The organism is Rhizobium sp. A22-96 (genome assembly GCF_053521805.1).
In genome coordinates, this window is sequence record NZ_JBNWDQ010000003.1 from 941405 (window position 1) to 967180 (window position 25776).

25 protein-coding genes and 1 pseudogene are annotated in these 25776 nt (G+C 57.1%); 22 read left to right on the forward strand and 4 right to left on the reverse strand.

Annotation, left to right across the window (positions count from 1 at the left end; genetic code table 11):
* Positions 1-67: 67 nt before the first annotated feature.
* Both ACQZ6F_RS17425 and ACQZ6F_RS17430 read left to right on the forward strand, forming a co-directional pair.
* On the forward strand, positions 68-493 hold the full coding sequence (locus ACQZ6F_RS17425; RefSeq protein ID WP_449093254.1) for a hypothetical protein: 426 nt from the start codon (positions 68-70) through the stop codon (positions 491-493).
* Positions 460-966: a hypothetical protein gene (locus tag ACQZ6F_RS17430; protein ID WP_449093253.1), complete on the forward strand. Its 507-nt coding sequence runs from the start codon at positions 460-462 to the stop codon at positions 964-966. Before ACQZ6F_RS17425 ends, ACQZ6F_RS17430 begins: the two co-directional genes overlap by 34 nt.
* 52 nt (positions 967-1018) lie before the next feature.
* On the opposite strand, the gene ACQZ6F_RS17435 is transcribed toward ACQZ6F_RS17430, so the two are convergent.
* Positions 1019-1543 carry a DUF3102 domain-containing protein gene (locus ACQZ6F_RS17435; RefSeq protein WP_449093252.1) on the reverse strand — a complete coding sequence of 175 codons (525 nt, stop codon included), beginning with the start codon at positions 1541-1543 and terminating at the stop codon, positions 1019-1021.
* 734 nt (positions 1544-2277) lie between these two features.
* Between ACQZ6F_RS17435 and ACQZ6F_RS17440 the strand changes: the two genes are divergently transcribed.
* A complete protein-coding gene (locus tag ACQZ6F_RS17440) occupies positions 2278-2847 on the forward strand; it encodes a DUF4376 domain-containing protein (RefSeq protein WP_449093251.1) in 570 nt (189 codons plus the stop codon).
* Positions 2848-2989: 142 nt separating this feature from the next.
* Positions 2990-4387, forward strand: a complete 1398-nt coding sequence (locus tag ACQZ6F_RS17445) for an acyltransferase family protein (protein WP_449093250.1) — start codon at positions 2990-2992, stop codon at positions 4385-4387.
* Here ACQZ6F_RS17445 and ACQZ6F_RS17450 read toward each other — a convergent pair.
* Entirely contained in the window at positions 4365-6539 is a 2175-nt protein-coding gene (locus ACQZ6F_RS17450; RefSeq protein ID WP_449093249.1) for a glycosyltransferase 87 family protein, read from the reverse strand. The genes ACQZ6F_RS17445 and ACQZ6F_RS17450 overlap by 23 nt on opposite strands.
* Before the next feature lie 426 nt (positions 6540-6965).
* Here ACQZ6F_RS17450 and ACQZ6F_RS17455 point away from each other — a divergent pair, with 426 nt between their 5' ends.
* The 5 genes from ACQZ6F_RS17455 to ACQZ6F_RS17475 all read left to right on the forward strand — a co-directional run bounded on the left by ACQZ6F_RS17455 (position 6966) and on the right by ACQZ6F_RS17475 (position 9778).
* Positions 6966-7169 carry a DUF7940 domain-containing protein gene (locus ACQZ6F_RS17455; RefSeq protein WP_449093248.1) on the forward strand — a complete coding sequence of 68 codons (204 nt, stop codon included), beginning with the start codon at positions 6966-6968 and terminating at the stop codon, positions 7167-7169.
* Positions 7153-7449 carry a hypothetical protein gene (locus ACQZ6F_RS17460; RefSeq protein WP_449093247.1) on the forward strand — a complete coding sequence of 99 codons (297 nt, stop codon included), beginning with the start codon at positions 7153-7155 and terminating at the stop codon, positions 7447-7449. Before ACQZ6F_RS17455 ends, ACQZ6F_RS17460 begins: the two co-directional genes overlap by 17 nt.
* An 11-nt stretch (positions 7450-7460) precedes the next feature.
* Complete coding sequence (locus ACQZ6F_RS17465) at positions 7461-7916, forward strand: tyrosine-type recombinase/integrase (RefSeq protein WP_449093246.1); 456 nt, start codon at positions 7461-7463, stop codon at positions 7914-7916.
* Positions 7917-8406: 490 nt separating this feature from the next.
* Entirely contained in the window at positions 8407-8883 is a 477-nt protein-coding gene (locus ACQZ6F_RS17470; RefSeq protein WP_449093245.1) for a hypothetical protein, read from the forward strand.
* Positions 8884-9574: 691 nt separating this feature from the next.
* The gene (locus ACQZ6F_RS17475) at positions 9575-9778 is read left to right on the forward strand and encodes a hypothetical protein (protein ID WP_077471151.1); all 204 of its coding nucleotides are present in this window, start codon (positions 9575-9577) and stop codon (positions 9776-9778) included.
* Positions 9779-9953: 175 nt separating this feature from the next.
* Here the strand turns inward: ACQZ6F_RS17475 and ACQZ6F_RS17480 are convergent, their stop codons facing one another.
* Positions 9954-10253, reverse strand: a complete 300-nt coding sequence (locus ACQZ6F_RS17480; protein ID WP_077471150.1) for a PsiF family protein — start codon at positions 10251-10253, stop codon at positions 9954-9956.
* A 272-nt stretch (positions 10254-10525) separates the two neighbouring features.
* On the opposite strand from ACQZ6F_RS17480, the gene ACQZ6F_RS17485 reads away from it, so the two are divergent.
* The gene (locus ACQZ6F_RS17485; RefSeq protein WP_449093244.1) at positions 10526-11278 is read left to right on the forward strand and encodes a cytochrome c biogenesis CcdA family protein; all 753 of its coding nucleotides are present in this window, start codon (positions 10526-10528) and stop codon (positions 11276-11278) included.
* Between the two features lie 52 nt (positions 11279-11330).
* The gene (locus tag ACQZ6F_RS17490; protein WP_449093243.1) at positions 11331-12293 is read left to right on the forward strand and encodes an AEC family transporter; all 963 of its coding nucleotides are present in this window, start codon (positions 11331-11333) and stop codon (positions 12291-12293) included.
* On the opposite strand, the gene ACQZ6F_RS17495 is transcribed toward ACQZ6F_RS17490, so the two are convergent.
* Entirely contained in the window at positions 12270-13472 is a 1203-nt protein-coding gene (locus tag ACQZ6F_RS17495) for a UbiH/UbiF family hydroxylase (protein ID WP_449093242.1), read from the reverse strand. The two genes, ACQZ6F_RS17490 and ACQZ6F_RS17495, sit on opposite strands and share 24 nt — an antisense overlap.
* 213 nt (positions 13473-13685) lie before the next feature.
* On the opposite strand from ACQZ6F_RS17495, the gene pcsA reads away from it, so the two are divergent.
* The 11 genes and pseudogenes from pcsA to ACQZ6F_RS17550 all read left to right on the forward strand — a co-directional run bounded on the left by pcsA (position 13686) and on the right by ACQZ6F_RS17550 (position 25647).
* The gene (gene pcsA, locus ACQZ6F_RS17500; RefSeq protein ID WP_068386530.1) at positions 13686-14411 is read left to right on the forward strand and encodes a phosphatidylcholine synthase; all 726 of its coding nucleotides are present in this window, start codon (positions 13686-13688) and stop codon (positions 14409-14411) included.
* Positions 14412-14423: 12 nt separating this feature from the next.
* The gene (locus ACQZ6F_RS17505) at positions 14424-15407 is read left to right on the forward strand and encodes a quinone oxidoreductase family protein (RefSeq protein WP_449093241.1); all 984 of its coding nucleotides are present in this window, start codon (positions 14424-14426) and stop codon (positions 15405-15407) included.
* 41 nt (positions 15408-15448) lie between these two features.
* Positions 15449-17023, forward strand: a complete 1575-nt coding sequence (locus ACQZ6F_RS17510) for an ABC transporter ATP-binding protein (RefSeq protein WP_077471146.1) — start codon at positions 15449-15451, stop codon at positions 17021-17023.
* On the forward strand, positions 17013-18098 hold the full coding sequence (locus ACQZ6F_RS17515; RefSeq protein ID WP_449093240.1) for an ABC transporter permease: 1086 nt from the start codon (positions 17013-17015) through the stop codon (positions 18096-18098). Before ACQZ6F_RS17510 ends, ACQZ6F_RS17515 begins: the two co-directional genes overlap by 11 nt.
* Complete coding sequence (locus ACQZ6F_RS17520) at positions 18095-19015, forward strand: ABC transporter permease (RefSeq protein ID WP_449093239.1); 921 nt, start codon at positions 18095-18097, stop codon at positions 19013-19015. Before ACQZ6F_RS17515 ends, ACQZ6F_RS17520 begins: the two co-directional genes overlap by 4 nt.
* A 55-nt stretch (positions 19016-19070) precedes the next feature.
* Positions 19071-20147, forward strand: a complete 1077-nt coding sequence (locus ACQZ6F_RS17525) for a BMP family ABC transporter substrate-binding protein (RefSeq protein ID WP_077471143.1) — start codon at positions 19071-19073, stop codon at positions 20145-20147.
* A gap of 126 nt (positions 20148-20273) precedes the next feature.
* Positions 20274-20598: pseudogene (locus ACQZ6F_RS17530) on the forward strand (sugar ABC transporter permease YjfF); the annotation flags it as partial.
* A gap of 17 nt (positions 20599-20615) precedes the next feature.
* Positions 20616-21362 (forward strand): FadR/GntR family transcriptional regulator, encoded by a 747-nt coding sequence (locus ACQZ6F_RS17535; protein ID WP_068386544.1) that lies wholly within the window; start codon positions 20616-20618, stop codon positions 21360-21362.
* 102 nt (positions 21363-21464) lie between these two features.
* Positions 21465-22826: a bifunctional UDP-N-acetylglucosamine diphosphorylase/glucosamine-1-phosphate N-acetyltransferase GlmU gene (gene glmU / locus ACQZ6F_RS17540; RefSeq protein ID WP_449093238.1), complete on the forward strand. Its 1362-nt coding sequence runs from the start codon at positions 21465-21467 to the stop codon at positions 22824-22826.
* Between the two features lie 115 nt (positions 22827-22941).
* Entirely contained in the window at positions 22942-24768 is a 1827-nt protein-coding gene (gene glmS / locus ACQZ6F_RS17545; protein WP_449093237.1) for a glutamine--fructose-6-phosphate transaminase (isomerizing), read from the forward strand.
* 177 nt (positions 24769-24945) lie between these two features.
* A complete protein-coding gene (locus ACQZ6F_RS17550) occupies positions 24946-25647 on the forward strand; it encodes a DUF502 domain-containing protein (protein ID WP_068386556.1) in 702 nt (233 codons plus the stop codon).
* The last annotated feature ends 129 nt before the right edge of the window (positions 25648-25776 follow it).

A 25776-nucleotide genomic window follows, 5' to 3' on the forward strand; every position in this document is an offset into this window, starting at 1 on the left:
TTTCAGCAGAGGTCTATACAGTCCATGGAGGCTTTTACTCACAGGGCATAAGCTACGTTGTGAGGCGATGATGAATCCATCGTCTATTGATGGATGGTTGTCGCTGTGCCGGCAGCATGAAATTGCGGCTCGCGCTACGGCAGATAACAAAGAAGCCGCTGCGCAAGGCTTCTTCCATGCCGGTTTGGCCGTTGAATGTGCTTTGAAGGCATATATATGGCATCTTGAACGATTCAACGCGTGGCCCGACAAAGATCAGCGGCCTGACTTACACACGCACAATCTTCGCGTGCTGAAAGATATTGCCGGGATCAAGATCACGGTGACGGATTCCAATGCGCCTTGCTGGCATGTCGTGCTACAATGGGATAGGAACCAAGCTTACGATCCGAAACCGATGCCACGAAAAGTAGCACGAGCCATGGTGGAAGCGGCTTTTGGCGATGAAGGAATAGTGACATGGCTGCGCCAGACATTGAAGACAAATATCTGAAGGCTGGTCGTGAGTTTGCGTCAGCGCTCGATGCGTTAGGGCTTGATGCAAATGCTCTTTTCTGGGCATTTGATAGTGCCGAGAGCCGCCATGTTCTGGTACTTGTGACGGACTTCTTCGATTTCAAAGGGCCGCTTGAAATTTCGAAGCAGTTATTTAAGGCATATAATGCCTCCGCCACACCAAAGGAAATCGACCCCTTTGTAATCCGACTTCACTCCATTAATCAGGCGATGGGCGAACGATACTCTGAGCACGCATCGTCCGATTGGAAGCTACGGGTTCGCGCAGGGAATAAAGCAGGTCCTATTCCGGGTCTGACATCTGCCGTCATCAACAACCTGACAATTGGCGATCTCGAAATGAGACCGGAATGGGTTATCAGAGGACGGAAGGTCACCCGTAGCAAATCAAATGACCTTTCCCGGCGATGGGGACGGTTCACGCGAAATGTTGAGAAAGCTGCCGCTTAGATCCTTCAGGCCGTCGTCAGCTACTCGTAAGGCTCTCTGCTCCGCCTCACGCCTACGAGGCAGAGCGCTCCTCCATCGCCATCCGCGTATACCGCTGCACGGTGCCGTAGCTGAGACCCGATTGCTCCTGCACCCAGGGTAGCCATTCACCGTGAGGCAGCCGAGATCTGATATCGATCAGCTTGCGGCCCGTCTCGATCACCTGCTCACGATTGGCATTGCGGCGAGCCCTCCCGACCTCTGGAACCTTGTTCTTGATCGTGCTGGTCGTGTCTTTGGCCGACATACGCTGCTCGCTATAGGTACACAGACGCCAGTATATAGCGCCGGCCAGGGCGAGACGCTGATTGATCACGCCGCGGAGCTGATCGATCAGCGCGTTATTCCCCCGCGTCTCGCCCAGCGTGGTCATGACGAGCCGGAAATGGCCTTCTCCGTACTTGGCCAGGATCTGGCACATCGTGGATACGGCGCGCGTCTGCCCCGGCATAGGGAAGACGTTCGCCGGGACAATCTGAATCTCATATTCGGAGCAGATGGCTCGCACGAGGGATTCGGTTTTGGCGTTGTGCTTCACGTGTCGAGCTCCCTGTCTATTGTCCAGCACACGATAGAAGCAACACGTCACCAGATGTGAAGGCAGCCGGGGCACCGTTCGAGCGCGCATAATTCTTGACGTTGACTGTCGTGGACGTCGATGCGGTCAGATCCATGACCGGGACGCTAGACGCACTTGCGGTTCCGCTCGTCACCTTGCAGTCCCAACCATTGGCAGCTTGTCGGCATAGTGATGACACCGGTCCCCGTCACGCAACTCGTGCCGACGGCGACCCTGAATGTCCAGGTGCCGTTTGGCACAAGCACACTCGGAGAGCTGCAAAAAACTGATGAGATCGTAGGGCTCGTTTTGCTTCCCAACAGATTGTTGACGGAAACTGTGTCGCTCAAGGAAATGCCAGATAGTGGACCAGCCTGAGAAACAAGCTGGGTTCCATTTTGGATGTTCCCGCTTTGGAAGAAATTGCTAGAAGCGTTCGAATAGGGGGCGGTGACGTTACACCAGATGTTGCCGGATGCGCGGCCCTTGGCTCCGCTAGCAACATTGATGCAGGAATTGATGCTAAGGCGGTTATTCCCTGTAATTGTCACTGCCTCATCCGCCAACAAAAGACGGATGGTCAGGCGAAACAGGTGGGGGGTCAAAATTGGACGCCGGTCACCCCGCCAGAGGGGTCAATATTCCAGACCGAAACACATCTGGGCAGGTAACGCAGGCACAAGCAATTTTTGGCGAGCATTGGGGTATTGAATATGAGTATTTTTGTAACCTTGGACCCAGCCCGGCATATTACAGGGTGCTATCCCGACGACATGTTTTCCGAAGAAACACGACTGGATGATGCGATCGAAATCACCGAAGAAGTCTGGCGCGAGTGGCTTTCCGATCAGACGAAGGTTCTGTCGGCAGACGGCAGTTGCATGGATGCGGCGACAGTGGCGCTCGATGACGTCAAGGTGGCGAAAATCATCGCACTCACTGCCGCATGCGCAGCGGCGATCGTTGGCGGATACGAGTCAAGGGCGCTTGACTCGGCATACACCTACCCCAGCAACGTGACCGACCAGATGAACATGATAGGCAGTGTAACTGCCAGCCTCCTGCCTGGTTTGGCGGCAGATTGGTCGACACCGTTCTGGTGTGCAGATGTGTCTGGCCAATGGGCGTTCCGTCTGCACAGCGCAGCCCAAATTCAGATGGCAGGGTCTGACGGAAAAGCGCATGTTGTGACGTGCCAGGCAACGCTTGAACAACTCACCGCTGCTGTATCGCAATCTCCGACGGCAGAGATGGTAGAAGCCGTTACACGGCCGTCGACCTGACATATTTTAGGCTGTGATCATGTCCAAAGAATCTTGATGACATGATGGCAAATGATGTCGTGATCAACCAGTGTACAGAATTGCTTTTAAATTGGAGTCGTAGTCTATGTTTCGGTGTTCAACCACCGAGAGAATGCTGAATATGGGTCTCATCTATTCTGAAAAAACACACGCTGATGCGTCGAGGCCCAATAACCTTTTCGTCTGTTCCACGCTCGTTCTGTGCTTGTTCGCTATCGAGGCATTTGGTCCCGAAATTCGGGCGCTCGCTGAGGAAGCGGGCTGGAATGGTCATTTGGTTTTCGCCATTCTCCGCCAGCTCATGCTCGGCGCGAGCGCGATCCTGTTTTATATGGGGTTACCGCGCGTCGCTGATACACCCAAAAATCTAGTTCCGGACCAAATTACAGGATTTGATCCGCTTTTGACGTTGCGGGCGCTTGCTTGTTTTATGGTCGTTTTTGGCCATGGATTGCCGCTGGTATTTCTGCCGACAGAACGGCCCTTGAAACTGTCGGTTTGGCCTTTAATGGGCTCTGCCTGGCCTGGTGTTTGGGTGTTTTTTGTTCTGTCCGGTTATTTGATGGGCAAGGGCTTTTACAGCGGGCGCTACGGCCTTTCGAAGGAGAGAGTTTGGTCATTCTATATTAATAGGTGCCGACGGATTGTTCCGATGTACTACACGGTACTGTTTCTCACGGCTGTTCTTTCAGTTCCGGGGATCTACCTGCTTGCCAATCTATGGGAGATTGTTGCACTTGTGACTTTCTCTCAGCAAAACGGTGCGGGCATGCCGATAGTTGCAGCGCTTTGGTCCGTGCAAACCGAGGTCGCTTTTTATGCGCTCGTGCCTCTCCTGTTCGGTGGAATTTCGATAGCTGCAAAGCGATTGCATCCGATAGCGATAATCTGTGCGCTGCTCGTTTTAGGTTTTGTCTATCGTGGAGCCGCTGTGCAGCTAGATTCTGGCGGATGGGTCCCACGAGCACTGGTTCCATTGGTTGCCAATATCGACCTCTTTCTAATCGGCATGCTGCTAAATTGGGTAATCGCTCTTGTTCCAAAGCGCCCCTCGGCCAGGAATCTGCTCAACTATGGCCTTTGGCTGCTCTTGGCGGGTTATTTAGTTTTGTCCTTCGCCTACTCGCGCGTGGCGGTGCCCAATCCATACACGCAGACGTCGATGAACCTGATCATATATATTGGACCGACGCTGGTCACCTTGATGACCGGCGCGGCAATCATCCTTTTCGAGACGCACGTTAGATCCGGTGAGACATCTGGAAGGATCGGCAAGGCGATCGTTCGGAATACACAATTCTTCGGCGCAATCACTTACGCATTCTATAGCTGGCACGAGCCAATCTATCTTCATCTGCGGGCGAGTTTGCCGGCGATAATTGGGTTGCGCGAAGCGTTCACGGGGCTGCTGACAGCGCTCTGCATCACCATGGTTGTCGCTTATGCCAGCTACAAACTGGTCGAAGAACGCTTCGAGAAGCGTCGAACCTTGGCCATCACACCGGATGCAAAGGAGTAGACAGCGTCTGAAAGCGTTCTTTCCTGGCGGCATATTTGATCCGCAGATAGACGTAGAGGAATGTGATAAGGGCAGCGTTCACCGGGACGCCGATCGAAACGTTGTAGGGTGCTACACTTAGTCCGTAAGGGATCCATGCAAAGGTTTTTGGGACCAGGGCCGCTACGATGATAAATTGAACGACACGGTCTCGTTTGAGGTTTGGAGTGAAGATAAAGATGAGTAGCGGTACCGTCAGCAGGGTCAAATAATAGTCCGAGATAATTGGCGGTGCCATGACCTGGTATATGGCCGAAAGAGACATCGCGATTGCTGGTGAAAGCCGCTTGCGCCACGTCTGGACCAATAGATCGAGTCCGACTGCGGCCATCACGATTGTGTAGTAGGGCATCAAATTGGAGATGAGTGGTATGGCCTTCAGGCTCGCTTCTTCGAAATTAAAGCCCCGTGCAACTTCGAAGAACGTAACGACAAGTCGGATGAGGGAGAATAGCGAAGTGCTGTATGCCAATCCAATCTCTGGGCTGACCGCCATTTCATCGGAGTAGATCTTCTGTCCGTCCAGCATCCAGTTGATATTGTATCCGTAGAGATGCCATAGGATGATGGTCGGAACAATGAAGCCAGTTGCTGCCAAGGCCATCATAAAGGCCAGCGGCTTCCATTTCCTCTCTCTGAAGTAAGATACCGCAAAAGCAATCGGCGTTATCTTGGAAATAGTAGCCAGATCGAAGGCGATAGCCGCCAGATATGGTGAGCCTCGCAGATACAATGCCGCCCCGAGGATGATAAGGCCGGTGTTGTGGATAGCCGAATTCCCACGGTCGATTGCGAAGTGTATTGGGTAAAGCATCAGCACCAATATCGAGAGTAGCAAAATCCTTGTTGTCTGAAATCTTCGATCGGTCCCGCACGCCTGCGTCAAGCGTATCATTCCAAATACGTGGATCCCGAGGCCTAGGCCGCAAAACAACACAAAGAATAATCCGCTATCCCAAGTCGCAGGCCACTCAACCATCATAAATTGCTTGACCATAATTCTGATCTGCTCGGCTGGCGGAGAGGCCCAACTAATCGCTGAAACGTAGTTTGGGAAAGTCCAGATCTCTGTGAAGTCTGTGAACGGAGCGCCAAGTTCGTAAAGTGGCGCTCTCGTTTGAAAAGCATTGGCATTGATGTGCAGAACATGAGCCAGTCGCCTGGGGATCTCGAGGGCGGTGTAGGTCCACGCCGCGATGTTCGCGATCGCGAGAATGCCGGTGACTGTAGCAAGCCTTCGGTTGATATCGTCGGTAGAAATCTCGGAAGCGATGCGCTTAAGGTCAGAGCGTCTTGCCCTTAGCGACGCAATGAGGACGGCGATAATAACCGCGACGGTCGCCCAATAGGCCATCAAGACAGAATTGTAAGGCGTGGCGCCTGAGGCTTCCAATCTGACGTTACGGATATCACCATGAAAGGCGCGGTCCTTATCGTACCCGGCGCCGATCTTTACGTCATCGGTTTTGAACGTGATGTGCTTGTCTTGTATCAATGCAGTGTTGCGATCGTCCAGGCGAATGGAAACGAAACCCTGGTCCAATGCTTCGATGGTCAGATTGTACCATCGCCCTGTCTCGATTGGAGTTGAAACGGCAGTGGCAATTGGAGCCCAGTATGGGCGGTTGTTACCGGCGACCACAGCAACATTGTTGCGGTTGACTTCAACACGAACGCCATCGTTGTCGCCGCTTGTTTGGAAAACATTCGGGTGACCTGCTGTGGATTCCGCGCGAATTTGAAGCGAGAGCCGAAAGTGAAGGTTTGCGCCTTCCGGCATTCCTTCAATGCGGTAAGGCTCAGATGTTGATTTATCATTGCTTGCCAAGACGGTTGACGATTCCGATCCCCACATCCGAACGTTACTTATGATCTCTGCTTTGCCGATAAATAAAAGGATGAGAGCCGGAACGGTGAGCGCTATAGCCAGAAGAGAAGGCGAAAAACATCCACGCCAGCGCACGACATATAATTTTTGCAGGGAGTTTTCAAACATTGCAAAGAAGCTGAACCGCGGCACCATTTCGCTCCACTTTCGTCTCGCGTCATCGGCTGACCTGCAGGCTTTTAGGCCGGTTAACGACGCACCAAGCACGCCAAGAACGGCGTGCATATGAGCCCCAACGTTGCCTTCAGTGGCGCCATGCTTCTACAGTGCCCACGTGCGCTCCCGCAAGTTTTTTTAATTTCGGCTGAGCTGCGGTTGATCTCAATTGATTTCGCATTGAAGTTGGAGCGCCTGTTTCAGAGCAGCTCAGGAAGCCGGTACTCTTCCCACGCACGAGCCGAGTGCTTCGTCGTGCATTGTTCGGGCGGTTGCTGGAGTGGGGGCCGTTCGCAACGATGGAACCAGTGGGATTGATGTCCACCTGACGACCAATGTGATGGCCGTCACGCCCATGCCTTGCTGGCATGGTTGTGTAAAATAATTGTAACTCGCATTAAACATGTAATATTTGCCGGCGCCATAATTGGCGCAGCTCGCCGAGCTGTCTTCCCGCAAGGGAGCTTAGATAGTCACCCACAAAAGGAAGATATCGTGAAACTCGTACCCAAGCCGGGGCGGGCGCTTTGGCGCGCCTACTCCATGTGGCCGGTCTATGTCGCCGGACTCCTCGGCATCCTTCCGTTCGTTGTCCTGTATCTCGACGGGGGCATTCCGCGATGGTTGTCGATCGTCATCCTTCTTCTGTCCCCGCTGGGACGCGTCATCGATCAAGGAGGCATTGATACCGATCAATAAGATTGTCGCCACCAAGCGTGGCAAAGCTGCCATTGCGGCTACGCTCATCGCGGCGGCTGGTGGTGGCTGGCATTCCATAAAGGATAGCTCGCCGACGGCTCACCCACCTGCTGCGATCCGCGCGACAGACAGCCTGATCAAGCCGTGGGAAGGCCTTGCGCTCTCCGCACATTGGGATCGATATGCCAAGATCTACGACACCCTAGCCATCATGTTCGCGGCTACTACCGGCCTGCCGCGAGTGAGCAATGGGCGTTGCGCTGGAGCTAGCTCGACCTAACGGCCGGAAGCGTGAAGGTTAACACGCGAGTCGATGTCTTCGGCACTTTTAGCGTTACCAAGTCCGACGCCGGCACGCGCGACGTTCCGTTAAGCAAGGCTTTGGCGAAAGCCCTTGAGCCGTGGCGAAATGATTCGAAATTCGCGGGCGACGATGATTTTGTGTTTCCGGACACTGAGGGCAGCTATACTCGGCATACGAATTTTATGAAGCGCAACTGGAAAAGCGATAAGAAGACCGCGCGCAAAGGCATCATTGAGTTGGCGGCGATCGAGGACATCGGTTGGCACGCTTTGCGCCACTTTGCGATATCGACTTGGATCGAAGCCGGGCTATCACCGAAGGCAGTTCAGACTCTTGCCGGTCATGCGACATTTCAGATCACGATGGACCGCTACAGTCATCTTTTCCCGGCCGAAAGTCACAAGATCGCGATGGACAAAATCAGTTCCGATTTATTCGCTTAATGACAAGATTTGCGGTTGTTACCTCTTTCTCTGTGGCGCATAAAACGCTAGATGCTCTGTAAATACTTGATTTATCTAAAGCCTTTTAATCAGTAGGTCATGGGTTCGAGCCCCATGGCTCTCACCACCGAATTTCGGACGCGTTAGTGATCCCCTCCAGATACTCGCATTGTTCTCTCAGGCTTGCTTGCGATCAATCGGTTGTCTGTCGATACGGCATCGGGCGTTTTTCCATGGCTATCTCTAATGCTAACAACAACCTTGCTGACAATCAGGTAGCGAGCCCATCTGGTGATTGCCTGGCGGTGGGCCGGGGAGGTATATGCGGGAGTGTAGAGCACCGTGAGCTCCCTGGAAGCGCTTGCGCTCACATTGGCCTTCTGACTTCAAACTATGCTGCACGCGCTGAAAAGTGACTGGCGAAAAATGTCGATCTGGCGCTAAAATAACCACAGCCGATGAGACGACCGATAAAGACGATGGACGCATAATGGAATTTTTGGCCGAACTATCCTCATGGGAAATCTACGCGATCGTTTGCGGTTTGCTGGGTGGCCTGGGGATTTTATTCGGTGTGATCGCCAGGAAGAAGGTGGCGATACCGCTGAGCGTGCTGCCTTTGTTGGGGGTAGCCATCACAACGCCGGTTACGGAGCAATTTGTGCTTCCGCAGCTTGCTAACCGGTATCCGCTGGTGTTCGCCAACAAGGATCTGCCCAAGAAAATCGATCAGCAAACCACGCTGAAGAAAATAGATCTGACCGATAGCATCTACAGCTATTTCTATGATCTGGACCTCGATGACGATTGGTTCGATGCGCCTCTCGTCAAATCCGCCCAGCTTTCCGATTTATGCAATTCCTTGCTGCCGAAGTTCGTGTCCGGTGAAGCTTCCCTCGCCAATTACATCTACCAGCTCAAGGGCAAGGATTACTCCTTTTCGGTCGACAGCTCCGATTGCTTATAAGGGCTTCGGTCGCAGAAATGCGATGTGACAGCTCCGTGCGGCATTAATTGCAGATAGGTTTTCGGATTTGATCGGCCGCGCACAGCTTTTCTCAAGCCGCCGTCTAGCTAGCTCTGCGCCTATGCCATCGCTGAAAGTGCAACGATCCCAACAACAGTAAGGCCACCGAAGACCGGTAGCAATATGAGCATTATGCGTCGAGCAAGCTTCGTCTTCTCGATTGAAGTCATGATCAGATTCCTCACATGTCAGTGAAACTGAGACGTTTAGATTCATGATGAATCGCATCAATCGTCGCATTATAATATATGATGTCGCTAAAAGTACAGTGTCTAATATAGTGGGCGCATATCTCTCGACACTCCTGCCATGCTATCCATTTTGACCGGCTGAAAAAGCGCGTCCGGCGAAGGGTTTTAACGCCACATCGCCGGACGCCGCGGCATCGGCGCGGAGGCGTCCTTTGCCGCCGTCTCCGGCGCAGTGCGGGCGCCGGCGACAGGTGGAATCTTCCGGTTTGTCTGGGCAGACGCCGGTCCATGCTTTTTGAGATATACGGGCTATCTGACAGATAGTTTCAGCGCCGCCTGCTATTTTGGCGCGCACGCGATTGCAGGGTGATGGAGAGGTTGCTTTCTGCGGAACCTAATCGAATCGGCCGTGTTTCCCTTTCAGAAGAAGGAGAACCACCTTGGTACATGATCAATCCCTAAACCCAAAGCGCGGCAAGGAAAACGAGCAGTCACTCGCAAAAATACAGCATAGCAAGGCTCATGATGTGAAAAAGGCAGCGGATACGACAGGTAAGAGCGCGCTTGTTGCAGACCCGCGTAATAGGCTGGCGGATGGAAAAGTCGATCCGGTGACAAGGGAGCTCAAGCCGAAAGGCAAATAAAATGCCGCTGCATGTCTTCTCAGGCGCTGGCGCAAACCACGCTGGCGTTGAGATCTCATAAGCAGGCGTCTCTCAGTGTGAGGATTTGCCAGGAAGCAATGCTTAGATCACCAAAATCAACTTTACCGCCATTTCGGCGGTAAAGTTGACCATTGGATAAGGGCAATGTCAGATTTTATGCCTTGCCACCGCTCTTCTTGCAGTCGCTGCGGAACTTGGCGCGAGCCTTTCCGTGGAGACCCTTGGCATCGGCCTGAGCCGAGCATGCCTTGGAAACGGCAGTCTGAGCCGGCTTCATGGCCTTTGGCTTGGTCGTTGCCGATTTCGCTGCGGGTGCTGCCGTTGTAGCACTTGGCGTTGTGGTTGTGGCGCTCGGTGTTGTCGTCGTGGTGCTGGGGGTCGCCGTTTGTGCCATGGCGCTTACGCTGAAGAGAGCGACAAAGGCTGCAGTCGTGAACATAGTAACGATTCGCATGGGGGTAGTTCCTCCGCTAAGTACTTGGGTGGAATGCACGTTGTTCAACGAACGATCCCAGCTTGAACCAATATTTTTGCAAAAGCAATTCGTTCGTTAGGCCGTTCTGCGACCGTTGGTCGCGCCCTTTGTCCGCCGGCTTCGGGTGGCTGGATTGGCTTTCTTGTTAGCTCGCGGCGGAACCTTGTGAGGCTGCTCCCTCGAAAAGGTGATTGGCTTTCCGGCATTCGCGACGGTAGGAAGAGGGCGAAATGACCTAGCCGGAGTCCATCGTGTCGCTTGCCGATATCTCGCTTCTCAGTGCCTTGATCGCCGGGGCGCTTTCGTTCCTTTCTCCTTGCGTGCTGCCGCTGGTGCCGCCTTATCTCTGCTATATGGCCGGAATTTCGGTTGAGCAGTTTCGTGGTGGTGGCGCGGCCTTGGCGAAGGGACCGAGCGTTCGCGGCAATGTGCTGATGTCGGCGTTGTTCTTCACGCTGGGGTTTGCCACCGTATTTGTCGCGCTCGGCGCCGGCGCTTCGTCGATCGGCCTGTTGCTGCGCCAACATCTCGATATTCTCTCAAAGATCGGCGGCCTCATAATCGTCGTTATGGGATTGAATTTCCTCGGTGTTTTCCGCATCGGTCTTTTTGCTCGCGAAGCGCGTTTTCAAGGAAACGGCAAACCGGCGACCTTGACGGGTGCCTATATTATGGGCCTTGCCTTTGCCTTTGGCTGGACGCCCTGCATCGGCCCGGTTCTCGGCGCTATCCTCGGTGTTGCAGCGTCGCGCGAGACGGTTGGTGCCGGCGCCGGTCTGTTGGCTGTTTATTCGCTGGGCCTTGCCATTCCGTTCTGGATCGCCGCGGGCTTTTCCGGCGCCTTCATGAATTTTCTGTCCCGCTTCCGCCGCCATCTCGGCACGGTGGAGAAGGTCATGGGCGGGTTGCTGGTGCTGACGGGGCTGGCCTTCATCTTCGGCTATGTCAGCGATATGGCGATCTGGTTTCAGCAGACCTTTCCAATCCTGATGAAAATCGGCTAAGCCGGGGCGACATCTTTCGCCTTCGTTTCCTCGGCAAAATGGAACATGCCCGATGGCTGACATTGTCGGTCTGTTGCTGCCGTTCTTCGGCCTGATCCTGATCGGCTATGCCGCCGCGCGCATGACCAAACAGCCGGCGGAAGCGCTTGGCTGGCTCAATACCTTCATCATCTATGCGGCCTTGCCGGCGCTGTTCTTCAAGCTGGTTTCGCAGACACCGATCGAGCAACTGACCCGCATCGATTTCATCGCTACCGATATCGCCGCCACCTATTCGATTTTTCTGCTGCTGTTTCTCGTCGGGCGTTTCCTGCGCCGCAATTCGCTCGCCGACAGCACCATCCAGGCATTTGCGGGAGCCTATGGCAATATCGGCTACATGGGACCGGGCCTGGCACTTCTGGCCCTGGGAGAGAAGGCAGCCGTTCCGGTCGCGTTGATAGTCTGCTTCGAAAACGCGCTCCACTTCATCGTCGCGCCGGCTTTGATGGCGCTCGAAGGTGGAGACAAGCGCTCTATCTGGCGCCTGGCTGGAGATATCGCCCGGAAAGTGCTGCTGCACCCTTTCATCCTATCGACCGCTTTGGGCTTTGCCGTGGCCGCGCTCTCAATTCCCCAACCAACGGCCTTCGAGCGATTTATCAACTATCTGGCGCAAGCGGCAGCACCCTGTGCTCTATTTGCAATGGGTGTAACGCTCGCCTTGCGTCCGTTGAAGCGGGTGCCGGTCGAGATCGGCTATATCGTGCCGGCAAAGCTTATCCTGCATCCGCTCATCGTTTATATCGTGCTGCAGGCGGTCGGCGGCTTTGATCCGATCTGGATCGAAGCGGCAATGTTGCTGGCCGCCTTGCCAACGGCGACGAACGTCTTCGTCATCGGTCAGCAGTACGGCGTCTGGCAGGAGCGGGCCTCCGCCACAATCCTGATCACCACGGCTTGTTCCGTGGTGACGGTCTCATTGTTGCTCTATCTGATAAAGTCGGGTGCGCTACCGGCGCAGCTTTTCTCTTAGCATTGAAGGGAAGTTCCGCAGGCTGCCGCCGGGCTCGATGCCTTCGCGCATGACGATATTCCTGAGCGGCGCGATGGCGGAGAGCACATGCAGCCCCGCGGCGCGCAACATCTGCACCGGCAGGAAATCCGAAAGAAGCGAGCGATTGAGCAAGTCGACGCTCGTCGTGCGGCTGATAATGTCGGCGCGGCGCTTGCTGTCGAACCGGTCACCGGCGGAAGCTGAGATGGGTTGATCCGTCGTGCCACTGAGAATGTCGGACAGCGCCAAAATATCGCGCAGGCTCAGATTGAGACCCTGCGCCCCGATTGGCGGAAAAACATGGGCGGCTTCGCCGATCAGGGCGGCACGGCCCTTGCCGAAGCGGCGGGCTGTCATGCCAGAGAGCGGCCATACCTGAACATTATCTTCCACCGTCACCTGTCCGAGCATAGACTGCATGCGCTCTTCGACCAGCCTGCCGAGCTCTTCCAGCGACTTTTCGGCATTGGCCGCGGCTTCGGCAGGTTTCTGCACCCAGACGAGGCCGGAGCGGTTGCCGGGTAGGGGCACCTGCGTGAACGGACCGCTTTCGGTGTGGAATTCCGTCGAGATATTTTGATGCGGCAGAGTATGTGCGAAATTCAGTACCATGGCCGATTGCGGATAGGACCAGCCCTTGACCTTGATGCCCAGGGACTCGCGCACCATAGAGTTCCGGCCATCGGAGCCGACAACGAAAGCGGCTTCGATCTGTTCGCCATTGTCGATCGCAATCGTCACGCCATCATCGCGAAAGCTGATGTCCGAAGCGGTGGCTTCGATGCGGCTGATATTGCCTTCCGCTTCGATGGCCTTGCCGAGCGTGTCGAGCAGCACGGCATTCGGAATATTGTAGCCGAAAGCGTCGAGACCGATTTCCGAGCATCGGAAGGAGACGGTCGGCGCACGCAGCAGCCTCGATGTGCCGTCTATGATCCGCATCGTTGTCAGCGGGGTCGCGGACGGTGCGATCTTTTCCCACAACGTCAGTCGCTCGAGAAAGCGGATGGATTGATCCATCAGTGCAGTCGTCCGCTTGTCGGCCTTGTTGTGTGGCGCTGCCACCAGGGCGACGGATCTTCCGCCGCGCGCAAGCGCGAATGCGGTGATCATACCGGCCAGACCCCCGCCGATGACGGCCACTTCAATCTGCTTCATATCGATGCCTCAATTGCTTCTCGTTCTGAAAATAGGCGCTTAGCCTGTTGAAATCCATGGGATGAAACATCGCAGCGGGTGAAAATGACAGGAACTCGCGCTAGCGTGTCGAGGACGAACGCTTTTGCGCTGGCGGTGAAGACCAAAGGATGCATATTAGCGAGAAAAACCGTCTGCCGGGGCAGGCGCATAAACCGACGAGTCATGGGGCGGATGAAAATCTTCAAATATAAACGGGTGCCATATGCGGAGATTCGTGCCTTCTCCGTGCATATATTGACGGCATCTGGATCTTTTCTCGCCTTTCTCGGCGTCGTCGCGGCCTCGGAGCATCGTTTTGTCGATATGTTCTGGTGGCTCGGTCTGGCGCTGCTGGTGGATGGCATCGATGGGCCGATCGCCCGCAAGGTCCGCGTCAAGGAAGTCCTGCCCAATTGGTCCGGCGATACGCTTGATAACATTATCGACTACGTGACCTATGTGCTGCTGCCGGCCTTCGCGCTTTATGAAAGCGGCATGATCGGTGAGCCCTGGTCCTTTGTCGCCGCCGGCATGATCGTGGTTTCCAGCGCCATCTATTACGCCGATACCGGCATGAAGACTGAGGAGTATTTCTTCTCTGGCTTCCCGGTGGTCTGGAACATGGTGATCTTCACGCTCTTCGTCATCGATGCGAGCGCCACGACAGCCATGATCGTGGTCGGCGTTTCCGTCGTCCTCACATTCCTGCCGATAAACTTCCTGCACCCGGTACGCGTCAAACGCTTGCGACCGCTCAATCTCGGCATATTCCTGTTCTGGTCGGCGTTGGGCGTCTATTCGCTGCTGATGCATTTCGTCATGCCGCAATGGGCCGTTGTCCTGTTTATCATCAGCGGTATCTACCTCTATTGCATCGGCGCCGTGCTGCAGTTTTTCCCGTCTCTCGGGCGTCAATGAGGATTGCGCATCATGACTAGGACCAAGGTCATTCAGATCCATGAAAATGGCGGCCCGGACGTCATGAAGTTGGAGGAGGTGGATCTGCCGCCTCCCGGTGCCGGTGAGGTTCAGATTCGCCAGGCCGCCATTGGCCTGAATTTCATAGATGTCTATTTGCGGTCGGGCCTCTATAAGGCGCCGCGCTTTCCGCTGCAGCTGGGGAAAGAAGGCGCGGGCACGGTTACCGCCATAGGCCCTGGCGTTTCCGATTTCTCTGTTGGAGATCGCGTCGCCTATGCCGGCAGTGACGGCGCCTATAGCGTCGAGCGCAACATCGAGGCCCGCCATCTGGTCAAGGTGCCCGACGACATCCCGCTCGAAACGGCGGCTGCGATGATGCTGAAAGGCATGACCGCCGAATACTTGCTTAATCGCACCTTCAAGGTCGGCCCCGGCACCGCATTGCTGTTCCATGCCGCTGCCGGCGGCGTTGGCTTGATTGCCGGCCAGTGGGCGAAGGCGCTTGGGGCGCCTATGGTGATCGGGACGGCCGGTTCCCGGGAAAAGGTCGAGCTGGCATTGGCCCATGGCTATGACCATGTCATCGACTATAGCCGGGAAAATTTTGCCGAGCGCGTTCAGGAGATCACCGGTGGCAAGGGCGTCGATGTCGTTTACGACTCAGTGGGCAAGGACACGTTTCCGCAGTCGCTCGACTGCCTGAAGCCGCGCGGCATGTGGGTTACCTTCGGCCAGTCCTCTGGGCCGATCGAGAATTTCAATCTCGCTACCCTCAATCAGAAAGGCTCGCTTTTCGCGACGCGTCCAAGCCTTTTCGCCTATGTCTCCACACCTGAAGAGCTCAGAGCCAGCGCCGGGGCGTTATTTGCTGTTGTGCAAAGCAACAAAGTGCGTATCAATATTCATCAGACTTATCCGCTTGCTGATGCAGGGCGCGCACACGCGGATCTGGAAGCCAGGAAAACGAGTGGAACTACACTACTGATCCCATAGATCCGTAAAGGGCAGGACGGTGGGAAGGAAATGAGGGGAACGTGTCATCATCTGATGTACCGGCGGCCGGCGCGTTGTTGTCGGTTCGCAAACTGACGAAGCTATTCGGTAGTTTTGCCGCCTGCAATGAAATCGATCTGGAAATCCAGCCGGGCGAAATTCACGCTCTGCTCGGCGAAAACGGCGCAGGCAAATCCACGCTCGTGAAGATGCTGTTCGGCGTGCTGGAGCCGACGCATGGAGAGATAGTCTGGCAGGGCCAGCCCGTTGCGATCGACGCGCCGGGTACGGCCCGCAAGCTTGGCATCGGCATGGTCTTTCAGCATTTCTCGCTGTTTGAAGCGCTGACGGTTGCTGAAAATATCGCCCTGTCGCTCGACAGCAAGATACCGATCGCGAAAATATCCGAGGAAGCGGCAAAGCTGTCGCGTGCCTATGGCCTGCCTCTCGATCCGAATGCGCATGTTGCCGACCTCTCCGTTGGCGAGCGCCAGCGTATCGAGATCGTCCGCGCGCTGCTGCAGAATCCGAAGCTGATCATTCTCGACGAGCCGACTTCGGTGCTGACACCGCAGGAGGCCGACCGTCTGTTCGAAACCCTGTTCCAGTTAAGGGACGAAGGGCGTTCGGTGCTTTACATCAGCCACCGCCTCGAAGAAGTGCAGCGCATCTGTTCGCGCGCCACGGTGCTTCGCCACGGCAAGGTGACCGGTGCCTGCGACCCACGGCAGGAAACGACGGGCTCGCTCGCCCGCATGATGGTCGGAAGCGATGTCGCCAGCGTGCAGCATGAGGGACTTGGGAAACCCGGCGACATCCAGCTGGAGGTCGCAGGCCTGACTGTACCGGCGCGGACGCCCTTTGCCATGTCGCTGAAGGATGTTTCGTTGCGCGTGCGTGCCGGCGAGGTGCTGGCGATCGCAGGCGTTGCGGGAAACGGGCAGGGCGAGTTGTTCGATGTCATTTCCGGCGAATACACAGTCCCGTCAGACAATCTGATCCATGTGCGCGGCAAGGCCGTTGGCACCAAGGGTATCAATGCCCGCCGGTTGCTCGGGGCCGGTTTCGTGCCGGAAGAGCGCCATGGCCATGCCGCCGTTTCGGCGATGAGGCTCTCGGACAATCTCGTGCTGGCCCGCAATCAATCGGACCGCAAGGCATTCCTGCTCGGTCGCTTCCTCAACGTCATCCGTCACCGCGTCGTCAAGCAGGCTTCCAAACGCATTTGCGAGGCAATGGACGTGCGCAAGAGCGGCGATGATCCGGCCGCCGGCGCGCTTTCCGGCGGCAATCTGCAGAAGTTCATCGTCGGCCGCGAGCTGGATCGCCAGCCGAGCGTGCTGGTCGTCAATCAGCCGACCTGGGGTGTGGACGCAGGCGCTGCGAGCCGTATCCGGCAGGCGCTGGTCGATCTCGCCCGCGACGGTTCGGCGGTGCTTGTCATCAGCCAGGACCTTGACGAGATCTTTGAAGTCGCAACCGAGATAGCGGTGATCTCGGAAGGGCGTCTGTCGCCATCCTATCCAGCCGGCGAACTCACACGCGAAAAGATCGGCTTGTTGATGGGCGGTATGCATGAATCCAGGACGCATTCGGAGCCCGCGCATGCGCATTGAACTTGAAAAGCGCCCGCAGGTCTCGAAGCTGTTTGGCATCCTGTCGCCGCTGCTTGCCCTCGCGCTGGCGCTCATCGCCGGCACCATCATGTTCGCCATCATGGGCAAGGATCCCGTGGAGGCGCTGGATGCGTTCTTCGTCGAGCCGCTGCTTGAAGTCTGGTCGTTGCACGAGCTGGCGATCAAGGCCGGCCCGCTGATCCTGATCGCCGTCGGCCTCTGCGTCTGCTACCGATCCAACAACTGGAACATCGGAGCGGAAGGTCAGTTCTCGATCGGGGCCGTTACCGGCTCGTTCATTCCGATTGTCTTCACCGGTTGGCATTCGCCGATGGTCCTGCCGTTGATGCTGATTGCCGGTGCAATCGGCGGCGCTCTTTATGGCGCCATTCCGGCGCTGCTGAAGGCGCATTTCAATACCAACGAGATCCTGACCAGCCTGATGCTCGTCTATATCGGGCAACTCTTCCTGGATTGGCTGTCGCGCGGACCGTGGCGCGATCCCCAGGGCCATAATTTTCCGCAAAGCATCGATTTTCCGCCGGAGGCGGTGTTGCCGGCAATCTGGGAGGATTCCGGCCGCGCGCATTGGGGGATCGTCTTTGCCGTCGTTGCGGCTCTCCTTGCCTGGTTCATGATCAAATACACGCTGAAGGGCTTCGAGATAACCGTGCTCGGCCAATCGGCGCGGGCAGGGCGTTTTGCCGGGTTTTCGTCGCGGAAAATGGTCTGGTTTTCCTTTCTCTTTTCCGGTGCGCTCGCGGGCCTTGCTGGTATTTCCGAGGTCTCAGGTTCGATCGGCCATCTTCAGCCGGCGATCTCGCCGGGCTATGGCTTTACCGCAATCATCGTTGCGTTCCTGGCGCGTCTCAATCCGCTGGGTGCGATCTTGTCCGGGTTTGTGTTGGCGCTGACCTATCTCGGCGGTGAGGCGGCGCAATTGTCGCCCGGCATTTCCGCCAAGGCGGCAAGCGTCTTCCAGGGGCTGCTGCTGTTTTTCGTGCTCTCCTGCGATACGTTGATCCACTACAAGATCCGTCTGGTCTGGTCGCGCGTTCGGGGAGGTGCGGCATGAGCATCTTTGAAGCAATCCTGCTGACCATCATCACCGCATCGACGCCGCTCGTCATTGCGGGCCTCGGCGAACTGGTAGTGGAACGCTCTGGCGTGCTCAATCTCGGCGTCGAAGGCATGATGATCATGGGCGCGGTCGCCGCTTTCGTCGGCGCGCAGATGACGGGCTCGCCTTATGTCGGCCTCATCACCGGTGTCGTTGCCGGCGCGTTGTTTTCACAGCTGTTCGCCTTTCTCACGTTGACACTCGTTACCAATCAGGTCGCCACGGGTCTTGCGCTGACCATTCTCGGCCTCGGCCTCTCCGGCATGATCGGCGAGGGTTATGTGAGCGTGCCGGGCGTGCAGCTGCAGGAAATCGTCTTCCCGTTCCTGTCTGATATCCCGCTTCTCGGGCCGGTGCTGTTCAAGCAGGACCTGACCTTCTACCTGTCGATTGCGCTGCTCGTCGGCGTCAACTGGTTCCTCTTCCGCAGCCGCGCGGGCCTGAAGCTGCGCGCCGTTGGTGACAGTCATGGCTCGGCTCACGCTCTCGGCATCGACGTCATCCGTACGCGCTATCTGGCCGTGATGTTCGGCGGCGCCTGTGCGGGGCTCGCCGGTGCGCAACTGTCGCTCGTCTACACACCGCAATGGGTTGAGAACATGTCTGCCGGCCGCGGCTGGGTGACGCTGGCTCTCGTCGTCTTCGCGTCCTGGCGGCCGATGCGTGTCATGGCCGGCGGCTATCTCTTTGGCGCCGTTACGATCCTGCAGTTTCACGCCCAGGGTTTTGGCGTCGGTATTCCCTCACAATTCCTGTCGATGCTGCCTTACGCATCGACTATTGTGGTTCTCGTCATCATCTCTCAAAATCGCCGCGCGACCTTGATCAACACGCCAGCGTCGCTCGGCAAGCCCTTCGTTCCGGAGCGCTGAAGACAAAGAGCCGGACGGATTTTCTGCAAAACATGTCAAACCAACAGGGGTAATCATGAAAAAACTAGCACTCGCCCTCTCAACGACAGCCGCTGCCATCGTTGGTTTCGCCGCTGCCGCCGAAGCGGCCCCGACCAAGGTCTGCTTTGTTTACGTCGGCTCGCATACGGATGGCGGTTATTCGCAGGCGCATGACCTCGGCCGCCAGCAGATCCAGAAGGAATTCGGCAACAAGATCGAGACGCCTTATCTCGAAAACGTACCGGAAGGCCCGGATGCCGAGCGCGCCATCGAGCGCCTCGCCCGTTCCGGCTGCTCGCTGATCTTCTCGACCTCGTTCGGCTTCATGGACGCGACCGTCAAGGTTGCCGCGAAATTCCCGAAGGTGAAGTTCGAGCACGCTACCGGCTTCAAGAGCGGCCCGAACCTCGCCACCTACAATTCGCGCTTCTATGAAGGCCGTTACATCCTCGGCCAGATTGCGGCGAAGACGTCGAAGAACCACGGTGCCGCCTACATTGCTTCCTTCCCGATCCCGGAAGTCGTCATGGGCATCAATTCCTTCGAGCAAGGCGCCCGTTCGATCGATCCGAGCTTCAAGCTCAAGGTCATCTGGGTCAACACCTGGTTCGACCCGGGCAAGGAAGCCGACGCCGCCAAGGCCATGGTTGACCAGGGCGTTGATGTCCTGACCCAGCACACCGACACCACGGCACCGATGCAGGTGGCTCAGGAGCGTGGCATCCACGCATTCGGCCAGGCCTCCGACATGATCGCCGCCGGCCCGAAGGCGCAGCTGACGGCTATCGTCGATACCTGGGGCAACTACTACTCCAAGCGCGTTCATGCGCTGCTCGACGGCACCTGGAAGTCCGAGCAGAGCTGGGATGGTCTGAAGGACGGCATCCTGAAGATGGCCGACTATACCAACATGCCTGACGACGTGAAGAAGATGGCTCAGGAAACCGAAGCCAAGATCAAGTCCGGCGAGCTTGCACCCTTCACCGGCCCGATCAACAAGCAGGACGGCACGCCCTGGCTGAAGGCTGGCGAGAAGGCCGATGACGGCACGCTGCTCGGCATGAACTTCTACATCGAAGGCGTCGACGACAAGCTGCCGGCTTCGAAGTAATCGCCGAAGGATAAAGTGAGTTGAAAAGGGGCGCCCGTGGCGCCCTTTTTTGTTGCGCTGCACCATCGAATGCCGATTTACAAAAGTATTACTGTATGATGTTTCTGATCTCGGGCCGAGGAGACGGCCCTCGGGAGAGACGTCGCTGATCTATCCGGAATCGTTTTTTCCATTTATACATCAGCGGGATATTCGCTTGCCACGATCGGCGCCGAGCCTGGCGCAACTGCGCTCGTGGTCATGGGCGGAACACTGCTAACGGGAGGAGCGGAGTTCGGCGGAGGAACACTCATCGGAATTCTCATACAGGGCTTGATACAGACCTGCGCCACCTTTGATGGAATGTTTTCCAGTGGATGGACAAAGGCTTGATCGGCTTGCTGCTGTTGCCCTTATTCTGATGCAGAAGGATCTTCTGCTGCTTTCCCGTTTAAATCGACGTGACGTCTAAGGGAAGGACGGGGTGCTTTGCGTAGCAGACTGCTTGATACGAGAAAAACCGAGGGGAAGTCGCGCACGAGCCATGCGCAGGTGGTCGACGACCTCGGCAAGGCAATCGTATCGGGTGATTTTCCGATCGGCAGCATTCTCCCCGGCGACAGCGACCTTCTCTTGCGGTTCAAAGTATCCCGCACCGTTCTGCGGGAGAGTATGAAGACCCTGGCGGCAAAGGGGCTGGTCGTGCCGCGCGCCCGCGTCGGCACGCGCGTCACCGAGAAGATCTACTGGAACATGTTCGACAACGATGTGCTCAACTGGCATTTCGAAAGCGGGATCGACAAGGAATTCCTTCTGCATCTCTACGACATACGCATGGCCTTCGAGCCGTTCGCCGCCAGTCTCGTGGCGGAGCGCGCCAGCCGCGAAGACATCGATCTGTTGCGGCGCCTCGCGGCTTCCATGGCCGCACCTCATCACACATCGGACAGCCTGGCCGTTGCCGATCTGCATTTCCATCTGGCCATCACCGAGGCATCGCAAAACCCTTTCATGCGCTCGCTTGGCGGCCTGATCGAGGCCGCGTTGGTCGGCATGTTCCGCATGAGCGCGCCGAGTTCCACCACGGGCTTCGGCAATATAGCGGACACGCACATGGCAATCGTCGAAGCCATTGCGGCGCGGGATACCGTTGCTGCTCACAAGGCTATGGAGTTCGTCATCGTCGACGGGCGTCAACATGTCCTTGAAGCTTTTGCGGCTCTTGCCGAGGCTTGAGGGCCGCCGCTAATTTCGCCGTAGTTCGCCACTCGACTAGTTGCTATGAGGGAACTGTGCCCGACAACGGGCACTGCCTGATCGTACACCTCGGAGCCTGCAATGGAACGCACCTGCCTCGCCATCATCCTCGCCGCCGGCGACAGCACCCGCATGAAATCATCGATCTCGAAGGTGCTGCACCCGATCGCCGGGCGGCCCATGATCGCCCACGTAATGGAGGCAATCACCAGGACCGATATTTCGGCGGCAGCGCTCGTCGTCGGGCGCAATGCCGATGAAGTCAGCGCGGCTGCATCGATCGGCGGAATTACGGTTGAATCCTATCTGCAGAAAGAGCGCCTCGGCACCGGCCATGCCGTGCTCGCAGCGCGCGAGGCGATTGCACGAGGCTATGACGACATCATCGTTGCCTACGGAGACGTGCCGTTGCTGACCGATGTCCCGCTGCGTGCTGCGCGTCAGGGCCTCGCTGAGGGCAATGACATCGTCGTCATCGGTTTTCACACCGACAGCCCGAATGCCTACGGCCGGCTGCTGGTCAAGGACGGTGAACTCATCGCGATCCGCGAAGCCAAGGATGCGACGGATGCCGAGCTGGCGGTTACCTGGTGCAACAGCGGCCTGATGGCGATCAACGGCCGCAAGGCGCTGGATCTGCTCGATCGCATCGGCAACAGCAATGCCAAGGGCGAATATTACCTCACGGACCTGGTCGAGATCGCCCGGTCGCTCGGCGGCCGAGCCGTGGCCGTCGATGCGCCGGAGGTTGAGATGACCGGGTGCAACAATCGCGCCGAACTCGCCTTCATCGAGCGCCTTTGGCAGGAGCGGCGGCGCCACGAGCTAATGCTGTCGGGTGTCACCATGATCGCGCCCGAGACGGTGTTTCTCTCCTATGACACCGTCATCGGTCAGGACGCGCTGATCGAGCCGAACGTGGTCTTCGGCCCCGGCGCCGTCATCGAAGGCAGCGCGATCGTTCACTCGTTCTCGCATGTCGAGGGTGCCCATGTCAGCGCCGGCGCGACGGTCGGGCCGTTCGCGCGGTTGCGTCCCGGCGCCGATCTCGCCAGTGGTTCAAAGGTCGGCAACTTCTGCGAGGTGAAGAACGGCAAGATCGGCGAGGGCGCCAAGGTCAATCACCTGACCTATATCGGCGATGCGACCATCGGCGCTGGCAGCAATATCGGCGCTGGTACGATCACCTGCAACTATGATGGGGTCAACAAGTACCAGACCCATATCGGCGCGAACGCCTTCATCGGCTCCAACTCCTCGCTCGTGGCGCCCCTGCATATCGGCGATGGCGCCTATGTCGCTTCCGGCAGTGTCATCACCGAGGACGTCCCGGATAATGCACTGGCCTTCGGGCGTGCGCGTCAGGAGATCAAGCCGGAACGCGCCAAGGCTCTGCGTGAGCGAGCCCTTGCCATCAAAGCAGCGAAGAAGGGTGGCCACTAAACCCCTGGGCGTCACGCGTAACGGTCCGAAATCGAAAGTGACCGTTGCGGCAATTGAGAAAATTGCAGGAATGATTAGGACTTGCCCTCGTAACTGAGGCCAGACGGAGAGTTGTATGTGCGGTATTGTTGGGATCGTCGGAACGAAGCCGGTGGCGGACCGCCTGGTGGATGCGCTGCGGCGCCTCGAATACCGCGGCTACGATTCGGCTGGTGTTGCGACCATCCATGAAGGCGCGATGGATCGCCGCCGCGCGGAGGGAAAGCTTTTCAATCTGGAAAAGCACCTGGAGGCAAATCCGCTACCCGGTACGACTGGCATCGCTCATACGCGCTGGGCAACCCACGGCGTTCCCAATGAAACCAACGCCCATCCGCATTTTGTCGACGGCGTCGCCGTCGTGCACAATGGCATCATCGAAAATTTCTCCGAGTTGCGCGAGGAGTTGAAGGCAGAGGGCAGGGTATTCGCCTCGCAGACAGATACCGAAGTGGTGGCGCATCTGTTGGCGAACTACATCCGCGATGGCCTCGAGCCCCGCGCTGCCATGCTGAAGATGTTGAACCGCGTCACCGGCGCTTATGCGTTGGCCGTGATGTTTGAAAACGATCCCGGCACGCTGATGGCCGCTCGTTCCGGGCCGCCGCTTGCCGTCGGATACGGCAAGGATGAGATGTTCCTTGGCTCGGATGCGATTGCGCTCGCTCCCTTCACGAATGAGATCACCTACCTCGTCGATGGTGACTGCGCGATCGTCACCCATGGCGGTGCGATCATTATCGATTTCAATGGCAAGGAAGTGAGCAGGCCTCGCCAGATCTCGCAGGCGACCGCCTATGTGGTCGACAAGGGCAACCACCGCCACTTCATGGAAAAGGAAATCTACGAGCAGCCGGAGGTTATCTCGCATGCGCTCAGCCATTATGTGGATTTCGCCAGCCATCAGGTGCGCCCAAGCGTATCGGCAATCGACTTCGGCAAGGTTTCCGGCCTGGCGATCTCCGCTTGCGGCACGGCCTATCTCGCCGGTCTGATCGGCAAATACTGGTTCGAGCGTTATGCCCGGCTTCCAGTCGAAATCGATGTTGCCTCTGAGTTCCGCTATCGCGAAATGCCCTTGTCTTCCTCGCAGGCGGCGCTCTTCATCTCGCAATCCGGCGAGACGGCCGACACGTTGGCTTCTCTGCGCTATTGCAGGGACAATGGCTTGAAGATCGGTGCGGTCGTCAATGTCAAGGAATCGACGATCGCTCGCGAATCCGATGCCGTGTTCCCGATTATGGCCGGCCCCGAGATCGGCGTTGCCTCGACCAAGGCCTTCACCTGCCAGCTTGCCGTTCTAGCCTCCCTGGCGATTGGGGCGGGGGTCGCCCGCGGCACCATCAGTCCTGCGGACGAAAAGGAAATGGTGCGTCACCTCGTCGAGATGCCGCGCATCATGGCGCAGGTGCTCAATATCATTCAGCCACAGATGGAAAGCCTCTCGCGCGACATTTCGAAATACAAGGATGTGCTTTATCTCGGCCGTGGCACCAGCTTCCCGCTCGCTATGGAGGGGGCGCTGAAGCTGAAGGAAATCTCGTATATTCATGCCGAAGGCTATGCCGCCGGCGAGCTCAAGCATGGGCCGATTGCGCTGATCGACGAGAATATGCCCGTCATCGTCATCGCTCCGCACGACCGCTTCTTCGACAAGACGGTTTCCAACATGCAGGAAGTGGCGGCACGCGGCGGACGAATCATCTTCATCACCGATGAAACAGGTGCCGCTGCATCGACACTGCCGACGATGGCGACGATTACTCTGCCTGTCGTTGACGAGATCATCGCGCCGATCATCTTCTCGCTGCCGATTCAGTTACTTGCCTATCATACCGCCGTCTTCATGGGCACGGATGTGGATCAGCCGCGCAACCTCGCCAAATCGGTGACGGTGGAGTAGGGCCTCGCTCCATTTGCGCCCGGTGGTCACGTCGTCGTGAGAGGAAGCTCCGTTCGACGCGGCGGGATGACTGCCGGGTTGTATGCCACATCGATTTCTGGCACTTTTCCTTGAGGAGAGGTGGGGGAGGATTTGCCTGATAGCGGTAGGCGGCGGAATGGAGTTTTCGAACGGCACATGACTGAGAAACTCATCAAGATGTCCGTGACGACGCGGATCAGAAACAACTTCCTGGCCGGCCTCATCATCTGCGCTCCGATCGCCATTACGATCTGGCTTACGTGGTCCGTCGTCCATTGGGCAGACAGCTGGGTCCGCCCCTATATTCCCGCGCGGTACGATCCTGAGAGCTATCTGAACTTCGCTGTCCCAGGCACCGGCCTGGTGATCGCGATGATCTTCATCACCATCGTCGGTTTCCTGGCCAAGAACCTGATCGGGCAAAGCATCGTTCGTTTTGGCGAGTCGATCGTCAATCGCGTGCCGCTCGTGCGAAGCATCTACAAGAGCGTCAAGCAGATCTTCGAGACGGTGCTGAAAGAGCAGGGCACTTCTTTCAAAAAGGTCGGTTTGATCGAATATCCAAGCCCTGGCCTCTGGTCCATGGTGTTCATTTCGACGGATGCCAAGGGCGAGATTGCCTCGAAATTTAATGCCATGGGTCACGATATGGTCGCAGTGTTCCTGCCGCCGACACCGGTGCCGACAGCAGGCTTCCTGGTTTTCGTTCCGCGCGAAAAGATTACGGTGCTCGACATGGGGCCTGAGGACGGCGCGAAACTTTTGATTTCCGGCGGCCTGGTCTCGCCGGAATACAAGGAGGAGCTTGTTGCCGCGAAGGGCTTGCGCGCGCCGGTTCCGATGAAGTCTCTGACTTAGAAACGGCCATTCGTGCAGCTCGTTGACGATCTTCGCGCGCAGCGCGAATTGTCATGCGCCTATCATGTTGACACCTTAGATCGTCGATGGGGACAGGCAATCTGATGTATCTCATCATTGAATGCTCGG